General features: G+C 66.7%; 12 protein-coding genes, 1 tRNA gene and 1 other RNA gene. 8 read left to right on the top strand and 6 right to left on the bottom strand.

The window, feature by feature from the left end; all coding sequences use genetic code 11:
- Positions 1–32: 32 nt before the first annotated feature.
- Together ACQPYY_RS01040 and ACQPYY_RS01035 are read right to left on the bottom strand one after the other, a co-directional pair.
- The gene (locus ACQPYY_RS01040) at positions 33–731 is read right to left on the bottom strand and encodes a hypothetical protein (protein WP_379103399.1); all 699 of its coding nucleotides are present in this window, start codon (positions 729–731) and stop codon (positions 33–35) included.
- Positions 732–847: 116 nt separating this feature from the next.
- Entirely contained in the window at positions 848–1,423 is a 576-nt protein-coding gene (locus ACQPYY_RS01035; protein ID WP_357088749.1) for an HhH-GPD-type base excision DNA repair protein, read from the bottom strand.
- A gap of 99 nt (positions 1,424–1,522) precedes the next feature.
- On the opposite strand from ACQPYY_RS01035, the gene ACQPYY_RS01030 reads away from it, so the two are divergent.
- The gene (locus ACQPYY_RS01030) at positions 1,523–2,341 is read left to right on the top strand and encodes a methyltransferase domain-containing protein (protein WP_379103397.1); all 819 of its coding nucleotides are present in this window, start codon (positions 1,523–1,525) and stop codon (positions 2,339–2,341) included.
- Positions 2,342–2,396: 55 nt separating this feature from the next.
- Here the strand turns inward: ACQPYY_RS01030 and ACQPYY_RS01025 are convergent, their stop codons facing one another.
- Both ACQPYY_RS01025 and ffs read right to left on the bottom strand, forming a co-directional pair.
- Positions 2,397–3,686: an aminotransferase class I/II-fold pyridoxal phosphate-dependent enzyme gene (locus ACQPYY_RS01025; RefSeq protein ID WP_379103395.1), complete on the bottom strand. Its 1,290-nt coding sequence runs from the start codon at positions 3,684–3,686 to the stop codon at positions 2,397–2,399.
- A gap of 138 nt (positions 3,687–3,824) precedes the next feature.
- An RNA gene (gene ffs, locus ACQPYY_RS01020) (signal recognition particle sRNA small type) lies at positions 3,825–3,919 on the bottom strand.
- A 100-nt stretch (positions 3,920–4,019) separates the two neighbouring features.
- On the opposite strand from ffs, the gene ACQPYY_RS01015 reads away from it, so the two are divergent.
- The 4 genes from ACQPYY_RS01015 (at position 4,020) to ACQPYY_RS01000 (ending at position 7,132) form a co-directional block, all read left to right on the top strand.
- On the top strand, positions 4,020–5,060 hold the full coding sequence (locus ACQPYY_RS01015) for a hypothetical protein (protein ID WP_433592453.1): 1,041 nt from the start codon (positions 4,020–4,022) through the stop codon (positions 5,058–5,060).
- Positions 5,061–5,114: 54 nt separating this feature from the next.
- Positions 5,115–5,200, top strand: a tRNA-Ser gene (locus tag ACQPYY_RS01010).
- 665 nt (positions 5,201–5,865) lie between these two features.
- Positions 5,866–6,678, top strand: coding sequence for a DUF2637 domain-containing protein (locus tag ACQPYY_RS01005; protein ID WP_433592452.1), 813 nt, complete (start codon positions 5,866–5,868; stop codon positions 6,676–6,678).
- A 28-nt stretch (positions 6,679–6,706) separates the two neighbouring features.
- Entirely contained in the window at positions 6,707–7,132 is a 426-nt protein-coding gene (locus ACQPYY_RS01000; RefSeq protein WP_379103389.1) for a hypothetical protein, read from the top strand.
- Positions 7,133–7,201: 69 nt separating this feature from the next.
- On the opposite strand, the gene ACQPYY_RS00995 is transcribed toward ACQPYY_RS01000, so the two are convergent.
- Positions 7,202–8,611, bottom strand: coding sequence for a WS/DGAT domain-containing protein (locus tag ACQPYY_RS00995; protein WP_433592451.1), 1,410 nt, complete (start codon positions 8,609–8,611; stop codon positions 7,202–7,204).
- Positions 8,612–8,708: 97 nt separating this feature from the next.
- Here ACQPYY_RS00995 and qcrB point away from each other — a divergent pair, with 97 nt between their 5' ends.
- Entirely contained in the window at positions 8,709–10,364 is a 1,656-nt protein-coding gene (gene qcrB, locus ACQPYY_RS00990; protein WP_433592450.1) for a cytochrome bc1 complex cytochrome b subunit, read from the top strand.
- A 111-nt stretch (positions 10,365–10,475) separates the two neighbouring features.
- On the opposite strand, the gene ACQPYY_RS00985 is transcribed toward qcrB, so the two are convergent.
- Positions 10,476–10,685: a DUF397 domain-containing protein gene (locus tag ACQPYY_RS00985; RefSeq protein WP_379103383.1), complete on the bottom strand. Its 210-nt coding sequence runs from the start codon at positions 10,683–10,685 to the stop codon at positions 10,476–10,478.
- 381 nt (positions 10,686–11,066) lie between these two features.
- On the opposite strand from ACQPYY_RS00985, the gene ACQPYY_RS00980 reads away from it, so the two are divergent.
- Entirely contained in the window at positions 11,067–11,564 is a 498-nt protein-coding gene (locus ACQPYY_RS00980; RefSeq protein ID WP_379103381.1) for a DUF309 domain-containing protein, read from the top strand.
- Positions 11,565–11,661: 97 nt separating this feature from the next.
- Positions 11,662–12,621: a tRNA glutamyl-Q(34) synthetase GluQRS gene (gene gluQRS, locus ACQPYY_RS00975; protein ID WP_433592449.1), complete on the top strand. Its 960-nt coding sequence runs from the start codon at positions 11,662–11,664 to the stop codon at positions 12,619–12,621.
- The last annotated feature ends 7 nt before the right edge of the window (positions 12,622–12,628 follow it).

The raw sequence follows: 12,628 nt of genomic DNA, 5'->3' as shown, positions 1-12,628 counted from the left end.
GTGAACCTTTGCCCATCGGTTGCCGAAAATGCCTACTTGGGCGCGGAAAACGGCTGGTTGATAGTCGTGAAGTACTGCACTGCAGCCGCAATCGCGATCGGTGCGGTGACGAACAACTGACCGCCGATCGTGCCCAGGAAGCCGACCGTGCTGGCTCCGATCAAGCAGCCCGCCAGCGGTCCGACGCCGAACAGCGTGGCCAGCGGGGCCGTCGCCGTCGCGAAGGCGACGCCGCCCAGGACGCAGCCGAGCGCCGCGCCGCCGAGGCCGCCGACCACGGTGCCGATGGTCGCGCCCGCGGAGATGGTGCTGGTCAGGCGATTCCAGGCGGCCAGCTCACGGTCGTACTGGGTCTTCCACGGCGCCTGATCCTCGTAGGGCAGCGCGACCGGCTTGTACACCGCGTGCGCCAGATCGGCCTGCGGCGTCAGGGTGGCGGTGCGGTCGCTGATCTGCGCCGCGATCGGGAACTCGAAATCGTCGATCCGGAACTTCAATTCGGTGCCGGCGACGGTGGTTCCATTCGCCGCCTTGACCTTCAGCGCACCGTCCTCGACGACCAGCGAGCCGGCGTCGGTGCTGACCACCGTGTTGCCCTGCTCGGTGACCTGGGACGTGTAGTTGATCGTGCCGTCGTCGGCCTTGGCCGGACCGGCGTACGCGGTGCCGGCGGTGACCCCCGTCGCCGCGACCAGCAATGCCGCGATCCCGGCGAATTCCCTCATCTTCATTTTCTTTACTGCTTCCACTGCCGAGAACTGAACTGTCGGCGGCAAGCATCTGTGAACCCCCTGTGAAACTGGAGGTTAAAAACCAGCTTGATTCGATGCCGTGGAAGTGAGGGAGATTACTTCGCCTTGGCGGCGGCCTTGGCCTGCTTCTTGAATTCCCGCACCTGGGTGAGGGATTCGGCGTCGGTGACGTCGGCGACCGAGCGGCGGGAGCCGTCCTCGCCGTACGCGCCGGCCGCCTCGCGCCAGCCGGCGGCGGCCAGACCACGCTGTTTGCCCAGCAGGGCGAGGAAGATCCGGGCCTTCTGGTCACCGAAGCCGGGCAGTTTCTTGAGCCGCTTCAGGACTTCCTTGCCGTCCGGATCGCCGTCGGTCCACAGGCCCGCGGTATTGCCGCCGTAGTTGTCCAGAATGTACTGGGCCAGCTCCTGGACCCGTCGTCCCATGGAACGGCCGTAGCGGTGAATGGCCGGCGGGGTGGCGGCCAGCTCCTCGAATTCCGCGGGATCGGCGGCGGCGATCCGATGGATATCGAAGCCGCCCATGCGGTCGGCCAGTTTCCACGGCCCACGGAATGCGTGTTCCATCGGAAACTGCTGATCGAGCATCATCCCGACCAACAGGGCGAAATCATCGGTCGAAAGCAGCTCGTCGGCATCGGATTCCTGCGCAATACACAGCGTGCGGCTCACCATGCATCGATCATCCCATTCATCTTGCGTTGCGGTGACGCGGGTCACGACTAGGCTCGGCCTATGCCCGACACCATGGCTAATTCTTCAGTGCGAACCGTGCCGCAACCTGGTGCGGACTCAGGACTGCGACCGGACCGCTTCGACCGTGACGGACAGGACCAGCTCGTCGACGTCCACGATCTACAGGCAGCGCTGCCGGGTATCCGGCGCCTGCGGACCTGGGCCCACGAGGCCCTGGCCACCCGCCCCGGCGAGAGCGCCGTCGACATCGGCTCCGGCACCGGGTCGGAAGTGCTGACCCTGGCCGAGCTGGTCGGGCCGACCGGCACCGCGCTCGGCGTCGAACCCGACCCGAACCTGCTGGCCGCCGCCGAACGCCGCGCCGCCCAGGCCGGCTCCACCGCCACCTTCGTCAGCGGCGACGCCTACGGCCTGCCCGTCGGCAGCGAGAGCTTCGACGTGGCCCTGTGTGAACGCGTCTTCCAGCACCTCACCGCTCCTGCCCGCGCGGTCGGGGAGATCGCCCGCGTGCTGCGGCCCGGCGGCCGGGTCGTGGTGATGGACACCGACTGGGGCTCGGCCATCGTGCACCCGGGCGACCGGCACGTGGTGCACGAGGTGATCGAGACCATGATCGCGGGCACCACCAACCCGTTCGCGGGCCGCCGCCTGTCGGGGCAGCTGGCCGCGGCCGGACTGGTCGTCGACGACATCGGCTCGCACGCCCTGATCCAGGACCGCAGCGTCGGGGCGGGCGCACTGGTCGCCCGGGTCGCGGATCGGGCGGTGGCGCGGGGCGCGATCAGCGAGCCCCAGCGCGATCGGTTGCTCGCCGACCTGGAGGCCGGCGCCGCCAGCGGCGACATCCACCTGTCGGTGACCATCTTCGCGGTGCTGGCGCACAAGCCGAACTGACCGAGAACGCAAGCGGCGCGCACCCTTCCGGGTACGCGCCGCTTTTTCGTCGGCTCTACAGGCTCATCAGCTTTTCGGAGGCGGCCAGGAGGACGCAGGTGGCCAGGCCGTCCATCGCCTTCTCCAGTTCACCGAGGGACGGGAAGCTGGGCGCGATGCGAATGTTCTTGTCCTCCGGGTCCTTTCCGTACGGGTAGGACGAACCGGCCGGGGTGAGCGCGATGCCCGCGTCCTTGGCCAGCGCCACCACCTTGCTGGCGGTGCCCTCCAGCACGTCGAGGCTGATGAAGTAGCCGCCCTTGGGCTCGGTCCAGGACGCGACCTTCGACGCGCCCAGCCGGTCCTCCAGAATCCGCAGCACCAGTTTGAATTTCGGCTCCAGGACGGCCCGGTGCTTCTGCATGTGCTCCCGTACGCCCTCGGCGTCGCCGAAGAAGCGCAGGTGCCGCAGCTGGTTCACCTTGTCCGGGCCGATGGTCTTCTTGCCCAGGTGCTTCAGGTACCACTCCACGTTCGCGGTGGAGGAGCCGAAGAAGCTGACGCCCGAACCCGCGAAGGTGATCTTCGAGGTGGAGGCCAGCACGAACGGGCGGTTCGGGTTGCCGGCCGCGGCGGCCATACCCAGCACGTCGAGCACCGGCTCGGCGGTGTCGGTGAGCGGGTGCACCGCGTAGGCGTTGTCCCAGAACAGGCGGAAGTCCGGAGCCGCGGTCGGCATCGAAACCAGTTCGCGGGTAACGGCTTCGGAGAACGTGACGCCGGTCGGGTTGGAGTAGTTGGGCACCGCCCACAGACCCTTGATGCTGGGGTCGGACGCGACCAGCTCCGCGATCAGGTGGGTGTCGGGGCCGTCGTTCTTCATCGGGATCGGGATCATCTCGAAGCCGAGCGACTCGGTGATCGCGAAGTGCCGGTCGTAACCCGGTACCGGGCACAGGAACTTGAGCACCGGCTCGTCCGCCCAGCGGCGCTCCGAATCCGCGGTGCCGTACAGCATGGCGAACACCAGCAGGTCGTGCATCATCTCCAGGCTGGCGTTGTTGCCGGCCAGCAGATTCGACACGGGGATGCCGAGCAGTTCGCCGAAGATCGCGCGCAGCTCCGGCAGGCCGTGCAGGCCACCGTAATTGCGGACGTCGGTGCCGTTGGCGTCACGGTAGTCGGCGGCGCCCGGCAGCTCGAGGAGTCCCTGCGAGAGGTCCAGCTGCTCGGGCGAGGGCTTACCCCTCGTAATGTCCAGCGTCAGCTTCTCGGTCTTGAGCTTCGCGTAGTTCGCGGTCTGCGTCTCGTGTTCCGTCACGAGTTCCGCATGGCTCATCAAACCGAATTGCGTCTGCCGAGGCATCTGAGCGCCCTTCCAATGGCGTGGGATATGTCCAGGGTTACGCGCACCGCGAACCCAACCGCCCAGGTTACTAGGCGGCGTATCCGATTCGGCAGGGATATCTGTACTTCCGTCACCCGCACGACCGGGCCGGAAAAAGAAAGGGGACCCAGCGCACCCGGCAGAGCCCGTTGACCCTTGCTGCCTTCCGGCCCTGGGGGAGTTCACAGGATGCGCGCCGCGCTGGATCCGTCGGCCAGTGTAGCGGCTCACCGCGCCCGCCGCCGCCCGGGGTCGATACGATGCCTGCGATATGCGGGGTCGCCCGCGATTTTCCGGAGGGGTAGAGACGATATGACGAGTTCCGATCCAGGAGCCGGTGCGCCGCACGATCCGCAGAAAGCCCAGGAGACCGCGCAATGGTGGGCCACCGCGCCCGCCGCCGGGGAGGGCCAGCCGGTTCAGGGTGCGGACCCGACGATGCTCAACTACGCCGCCGGCGGCATGCCCCCGTACACGCCACCCGCACAGCCCCTTCCGACCGGGCAGTCCGCGCCCGGCTACCCGCAGCAGCCGATGCCCGGCTACCCGCAGCCCATGACCGACGCCTACGGCCAGCCGCTGTCCGGCGGCTTCCCGCAGCAGCAGTTCGCCCAGCCCCCGGTCCCGCCGCCGGGCCAGGGGGGCTACGGCTATTCGGCGCAGCCGCCGCGCTCAGGCGGCAACAAGACCGGTTGGATCATCGGCGGGGTGATCGGCCTGGTGGTGATCGTCGGCGCGGTGATCGGCGTGGTCGCGCTCAGCGGCAGCGACAGCCCGTCGCCGCTGGGCGGGGACAAGAAGAAGGCCGCCGGGAAGTACTCCATGGAGGGCATCACCAACGGCTGCACCGTGATCGATACCTCGGTGCTCAACAAGTGGGCCGCCAACTCCAAGGGCACCCCTGAGCACTCCGAGACCAAGCCCACCGACTACTCGGGCGGCCGCTTCGACTGCCGGGCCGGCAACGAGGAAACCTCCAAGACCGACAAGTACGCGATCGCCAACACCGCCGACCTCACCCTCAACGTCTCGCTGCTGAGCGGCTCGTCGAGCGCCTACAACCGCCCCGAATACGACATCTGGAAGACCAGCGACACCGGCACCACCGGCAGCGGCCGCACCGCCGGTGACGTGAACGGCATCGGCGAGGCCGGCTACTGGGCGGCCAAGGTCGACGACTACTCCTCGTTCACCACCACCGACTACACGGTCGCGGTCAAGGACGACAACGCCTCGGTGAAGGTCAACATCCGCCTGCGCATGGGCAAGGGCCAGAGCGTCAGCAAGGACGAGATCGCCCAGGTATGCAAGGAGCAGGCCCAGAAAGCGCTCAACAATCTGAAGAAGAAGTAGCCGCCGACCACTGCATTTGCTTCTACCAGGGGTGTACCCGGTATATTGCTCGGCGGAGGATTCGCCTAGTGGCCTATGGCGCTCGCCTGGAACGCGGGTTGGGTTAACAGCCCTCAGGGGTTCAAATCCCCTATCCTCCGCTTCGAAGGCCCCGGCCGGACTCAGTCCGGCCGGGGCCTTCCGCATATCCGGGCCCGATCCGGCTCGGCGCGATGCGCAGACCACCTCGTCCAGGGCGGATTCCAGCGGGTCCAGGCAGCGGCGAAACGGACCGGTCCACCCCCGAGCTCGAGGTCGACGAGGCCGAGGTCGACGTCTGGTTTTGACGCATGTGACCCGAGACTCGTTCGGGAGGCCGGTCGATCAGGGTGTTAGCTACGTCACGACTCTGACGCCGCCGGTCGATGCAATCTCCGGACTCGGTTGAGAAGTGGATCAGCTCGGGTGGTCGGGTCGAGCGCCACAGGCCCATGTCGATCACGGTCGATGCCTCGTCCGACGAAACCGGCCGATCGCCGATGCCGAGACGTTCGATGCCGAACGTCGTGTGGGTCATGGTGCCGCAATCGTCTGGGAGCGTTCGCTTTTGGATGGTGACATTACGGATATTCACCACGAAACACCCATAGACTGATGATTACAGCGCTTCAGAACAATGTGGCCAGTCGTGACATGTTGCGGTAGAGGGGATTTCAGGCAATAGTTCGCCAATTCCAATGGCCGTAGATAAGAACTCGGGACCCTACCGCATCTGAAAACAAGACGATGCGCAATCGACGACCAACTGCGCGGTACCCTCGCCGCCATGGTGACGATGACTACCGCAGGATCTACGAATGGCGAAGTGCGAGTATCCCCGTCACGCGGGACGGGAGGCACTCTCCGTCGACTGAGTTCGTTCAGACCCCGGCTGGCCCATGCTTCACTGTTGGTGACGTCAGTGGTGGCAGTCAAGTCATTTCAGATGTCTTTTGCCGCGTTGCACCAACTCTCGGTGCGTAATCTGGTTCCGCCCGATCTCGCCTCGAATGTGCCGATCGCCATCGATGGCTTGGTGATCGCCTCGATCATCGCCACCGCCGCATTCCGGCAATGGAGCGTCGGCTGGTGGTACTCGACCGCCTTGTTCGCTCTCTCGACCCTCGTCTCGATCGCTGGGAATATCCAGTACGCCCACGAGATCGGCGGCAGCGTTGTGCCGATGTGCCTTTACGCCGGAATGCCGCTGACAATGCTGTTCGCCGTGCACCTCACATTGATGCTCTGGGAACGCGGCAAGCAGGTCGCGGCGGAACACGCGGCCGAGCTGGAGGCCTCCGGCCTCGAGCACGAGATCGAGGTGTCCGAGCTCGAGGACGAGCTCGAGGACGTAGTCGGCGCGGCCGAGCACGACGAACCGGAGTCCGCACCCGAGCTCTACGATGCGGCGTTCGACTGGGCGGAGACGGGGCGCGCCAAGGACCCCTATCCCGCGGCTCAGCCGAGGCTCTACCCACTGGAATCCGCGGCACCCGGATATTCCCTGGGGCAGACCACCGGCGTCAGCACCCAGCCCAGGCCCGTCCCGCTGGACGCCGACGAACGGCGCCAGTTCTACATGACCGCTGCGCAAATGTAGTGCCCCACCGACCCTTCTGGAGCGAAGTATGGCGATGAACATGTGGCAGGACCAGGGAGTAGATCAGTTCCGGGAGATCGCGATCCGGCTGGCTTCGATCATCCAGAACAGTCTGGATCGATCGGGTGCGATGACTCAGTTCACCGAAGCATTCGGTAACGTCGAATCATTCACCGATCTGATGATCGACTACTCCGGTCGGTGGTTCAGCGAGACGGGCGGGCGTTCGACATTGATGGGACCCGAAATGTTCTGGATGTTGTCGGAACCCGCACCGCGCCGCAACCCGGCGGTCGGTATGCGAATCCAGGACGTCGGTGGCGAATCCGAAGGCCACTCCGGCCATCGCGCGCGAAAACTATTGTTGATCTGTGTTTTCGAAGCACTCACCCATACCCAGTGGGGTGCACCCGATAGCTTGTCCGAGCATCCGCTGATCAACGGAATGGTGTAACTCTCCACCGAACTCCGCATCGAAGGCCCCCGCCGGACTCGGTCCGCCGGGGGCTTTCGCATTCGCGGTTCAGCGCAATGCGCGCGCGACCTCGTCCAGAGCGGATTCCAGCAGCTCCGAGTAGCGGTCCGGACCCGGGATCACAGCGGGGTCGGCGTGCACGGAGACGGTGACGGTGTCGCCGAGACCGGTGACGCCGTGGGTGACGTGCATGACCGCGCCCAGGGCCGGGAATCCCGCGGTGAAACGCACCGCACCGCCACCGAACTCGAGATCCGCGGGACCGCGGTCGACGCTGGAAACCACGGTGTGACCCGAAACTCGTTCGGGGAGTAGATCGATCGGCACCTTGGCTACATCGCGGTGGAGGATCGGCGCGGGCAGGACTGCGGTCACCGCGTCCGGCGCGTACTGGAGGGGGTGGGCGGCGCGGGTGCGGCGGGCGGTCAGGTCGGCGGCGATGCGGTCGGCGCGGGCGCGCGGCAGGGGTTCGGCGAGGGACAGATCGACCGAGAGGTCGCGGTAGGCATTGCGGGCGGGACGGCCCGGGCCGTCGGTTCCGGGCGCGGCGACCGCCATGGGCACCTGGGCGCGGAGTTCGGCGACGGCCGCGTCGTGGTCGCGGAGATAGCGTTCGAGAGCGAAGGAGATGGCGGTGAGGGCGACCACCGTGACCGAATGGTCCGGGGTGCGCAGGCGGGTCTTGTCGCACACCAGCATGCGCACGATATGCGTTTCCGGGGGTGCGCCGGTGCCGTTCAGGAGGGTCGGTTCGACATCGAAGGCCGGGGGCGGGAGTTCCCCGGCGGCGGTGAGATCCGCCAGGCCGCGCTGGGCGCGGACGGCGGCCAGGCCGCGAATCACGGTGCGCGCCATGCCGATCGGGATGGCGGGCAGAGCGAGAGCCGTGGCGGAGGCGCTGGTCGCCGTGTCGCGCAGGCGGCGGGGCAGGGAACGGCGGAGGAACGGGGCCGAAGGACGCGGCCCGGATGCCGTCGGAACGCCGCCCGCACCGAAGAGCGCGCGGGCGATGGCGGCGGCGCGACGCCCGTCGGCCAGGGCGTGGGACAGCTGCAGCACCGCTACGAGGGCGGACTCCCCGCCAGCGAATCCCGGGACGTCCCGGACGTTCCGGAAGACATGCAGTCGCCAGGGGCGTTCATTCGCTCGCACACCGGTGCCGAGCAGGGTGCCGAGTTCGTCGGTGAGCGTCGCCCAGGTGGCGTCGCCGAGATCGTGGTCGGTGAACTGATCGGTGGTGAATTCGCAAGTCGCCCACATCGGATACGCAATATTCGCGGGAGCGTCCAGCACGTGGACCAGCAAATCCGGGATGTGGACCACCCGGTTCGCGACGGCCGTCCGCAGCCGCTCGGCGTCGCACCCCGTGTCGGTGAAGCAGTAGAGCAGAAACAGATCGTTACGGGTGCGCGCGGACAGCCAGTACATGGTGGCGTCCCGGGCGGCCAGGGAATTCACCCGATGACCATAACGAAAACCCGATGCGCTGCGGAGACGGTAGTGCTACCGTTTGTAGTAGAAGCACTGGCACTGTCCCGGGGGCGGGGTGACCGCTATGGCAACCACCAACAAGATCGCCGGTCGACTTGGGAAACAAGCCGATGAGATGGATCAGCGGTACCAGGGTGCCGCATTCCTGAAACGATCGATCAACAAGGTATTTCCGACTCACTGGTCGTTCCTGCTCGGTGAAATCGCGCTGTACAGCTTCATCATCCTGCTGCTGTCCGGCGTCTATTTGACCTTGTATTTCGACCCCTCCATGGGTGACGTCACCTACAACGGCTCCTATCAGCCGCTGCGCGGGGTCACCATGTCGCGGGCCTACGAGACCGCGCTCAACCTCTCGTTCGACGTACGCGGCGGATTGTTCGTACGCCAGGTGCACCACTGGGCCGCGCTGCTGTTCACCGCGTCGATGATCGTTCACATGTGCCGGGTCTTCTTCACCGGCGCCTTCCGCAAACCCCGCGAGGCCAACTGGGTCATCGGCGCGCTGCTGTTGATCATGGCCATGTTCGAGGGCTTCTTCGGCTACTCACTGCCCGACGACCTGCTCTCCGGCACCGGCCTGCGCGCCGCCTTCGCCGGGATCACCCTGGGCAGTCCGGTCATCGGCACCTGGCTGCACTGGCTCATGTTCGGCGGAGACTTCCCCGGCACCATCATCATTCCGCGCCTCTACATCGCGCACGTGCTGCTGCTGCCCGGAATCATGCTGGCGCTCATCGTCGTTCACATCGCGCTGGTCTGGTATCAGAAGCACACCCAGTACCCGGGGCCCGGACGCAGCGAGAAGAACGTGATCGGCACCCGCATCGTGCCGGTCTTCTCGCTGGACCAGGGCGCGTTCTTCGCCTTCACCCTGGGCGCGCTCGCGCTCATGGGCGGACTGCTGCAGATCAATCCGATCTGGAATCTGGGGCCCTACAACCCTTCCCAGGTCTCGGCCGGCACCCAACCCGACTTCTACATGATGTGGACCGACGGGTTCCTGCGCCTGTTCCCGGCCTGGGAGGCGTACCCGTTCGGGCACACCATCCCCGGCGCGTTCTCGGTGGCGCTGTTCATGCCGCTGATCTTCACGCTGATCATCGCCTACCCGTGGATCGAGAAGCGGCTCACCGGCGATCGGGCCCGGCACAACCTGCTGCAGCGCCCGCGCGACGTCCCGGTGCGCACCGCCATCGGGGCCATGTCGCTGAGCTTCTACCTGATCCTCACCCTGGCCTGCGTCAACGACATCATCGCCTTCAAGTTCGACATCTCGCTCAACGCCACCACCTGGGCCTTCCGCATCGGCCTGCTGACCGTCCCGGCGCTGGCCTACGCCGCGGCCTACCGGCTGTGCATCGGACTACAGCGCGCCGACCGCAGCGTGCTCGAGCACGGCATCGAAACCGGTGTGGTGCGGCGACTTCCGCACGGCGAGTACATCGAAGTGCACCAGCCGCTGGGCCCGGTCGACGAGCACGGCCATCCGATCCCCCTGGAGTATCAGGGCGCCCGCGTCCCCCGGAAGATGAACCAACTCGGCCTCGCGGGGCGTCCCGGCACAGGCGCGTTCTTCTGGGCCGATCCCCCGGAGGAACGCGAACTCAACGCCGCCAACGACCACGCGGCCGAGCACGCCCAGCTGGCGGTGCTGCGGCGGGCGCAGGAGAACGCCGCGGGCAACGGGCACTCCGGCAACGGGCAGCGCTCCACCTGACCGCTCCGCTGCGACGGCCTTCAGCAAAAGTGAAGCCCCCGAGTCTCCGGGACTCGGGGGCTTCTGGTTTCTCCCGGTGGGGCCGCGGCAGGCCACCCGCAGGCTGTGCGATCAGGCCCGCTTGAACTCTCCGTCGGAAACGCCCGCTACGAAGGCATCCCACTCGCCCGGCGTGAAAGCCAGGATCGGCCCGGTGCCGCGGTCCTTGGTGTCCCGGACCGCGACATTGCCGTCGCGGAGAAAAGCGACCTCCACGCAGTTGCCGTTGGGGCCGCTGTGTTTGCTCTTGCGCCAAACGGCGCCGGTGAAATCCACCTTCACGGTACTAGCTCCTTTTCTGCGTCAAGCTTGGAATCCTGCTGGCATCGATCTTGGCGACCGCGGGATCGCTCGAAATCACGAATCCTCGGGGCCGCCGTAGATCGCACGCAAACGCTCCGTACAACCTATCTCTGCACGTCACGACGGGAATGCGCCCCCGATGGCCGTTCCCGCGCTAAACCCTAGCAGGGTTCGTCATTAGGAGATCGCATTCTTTCGTTTTCAATCAGCAAATTTGCGGCAAGGTTAGCCAGCAAATTATTTGCAAGAAATTAGCCCCGGTTTGAGGCTATTGAATTTCAAACACGAGAATTCCTTCGCTCACGCCTCGGGTACCCCGGGTGGACCGGCGCACGCGGGGCATGGGGAATCATGGGGACCATGCCCCAGCAGTCACCGGAGGACGCCGGACGGGACCGTGACGACGACGGCCGTGCCCGGAATGCCCGTCCTCGTGACCGTTTTGGGCGACCCCTCCCTTTCGGTAGCCCCGGCATTCCCCGCATTCCCGATGACCTGGACCTGCCGCCGGCCGAAACCCTCGACTATGCCCAACGTCTGCTGGACGAGGGCCTGGCTTTCAACGCGCACGAGGTACTGGAGGCCGCCTGGAAGAACGGCCCGTTCGCGGAGAAGTCGCTATGGCAGGGCCTCGCGCAATTTGCCGTTGGACTCACCCACATTCAGCGGGGAAACCCCAAGGGAGCGCGCACTCTGCTGGAACGGGCGTCCGAACGCCTCTCCGCCTACGGATCCGCGCCCTACGGCATCGACTCGCCTGGCCTGGTGGACCGTGCACATACCTTGCTCATGGCCATTGAGCAGGGAAAACCCATCTCCGACACGGACCTTCGAGCTCGGCTCACAATCCCCCACTGAATTCGCAATCCCCTTGTCCCGCCGCACTCGATAGGCGCACCGGCAAGAAAGGAAGGGTCGGCCGCGCTGCGAAGGATGCGAACTACCATCGACAGACATGCCGACCGACCCCGCCCCAGCAACGGCCGCCCACCCCGGGCGGCGGCCCGGGGCCGGTCGCTTCGCGCCCAGCCCGTCCGGCGATCTCCATCTGGGCAACCTCCGCACCGCACTGCTGGCCTGGCTCTTCGCCCGCTCCACCGGACGCGAATTCCTCATGCGGGTGGAGGATCTGGACCGCGTCAAAAAGGGTGCGGCCGAACGACAACTCGAGGACCTGGCCGCCATCGGCCTGGACTGGGACCCGCCGGTGGTGTGGCAGTCGCAGCGCCTCGCCCTCCACGAGACGGCCATCGCACGCCTCACCGAGGCGGACCTGACCTACGAGTGTTTCTGCACGCGTAGGGAAATACAGCAGGCGGTGACCGCGCCGCACGGCCCGATGGGCGCGTACCCCGGCAACTGCCGCAACCTCACCGAGCAGGAGAAGCAGCGTCGGCGTGACGAGGGCCGCCCCGCCGCGCTGCGCCTGCGCGCCGACCGCACCGAATTCACCGTCACCGACCTCCTGCTCGGCGAATACCGCGGCGCCGTGGACGATCTGGTGCTGCGGCGCGGCGACGGCACCCCCGCCTACAACCTCGCCGTCGTGGTGGACGACGCCGACCAGGGCATCGACCAGGTGGTGCGCGGCGACGACCTGCTGCCCTCCACGCCGCGGCAGGCGTATCTGGCCACCTTGCTCGGCCTGCCCGTCCCCGCATACGCCCACGTCCCGTTGGTGCTCAACACCTCCGGGCAACGGCTCGCCAAGCGCGACGGGGCGGTCACCCTGCGCGATCGGACAGCCCTCGGCGAATCCCCGCGACACGTGCTGAGCGCGCTCGCGGCGTCGCTCGGCTACGAAGGCGCAATCACGCCGGCCGATGTCCTGGAACGATTCCGGCCGGAAAACCTCCCCAAAGAACCCTGGAGACTCGACCCCGACGGGTTGTTGCAACCCAGCTGGTGTCCGTAACGTACGC

The organism is Nocardia sp. CA-145437 (assembly GCF_050956485.1).
Taxonomy (GTDB): Bacteria; Actinomycetota; Actinomycetes; order Mycobacteriales; family Mycobacteriaceae; genus Nocardia.
The sequence above is the reverse complement of the archived record's forward strand: the minus strand, read 5'-3'. Positions and strand labels throughout refer to the sequence as shown.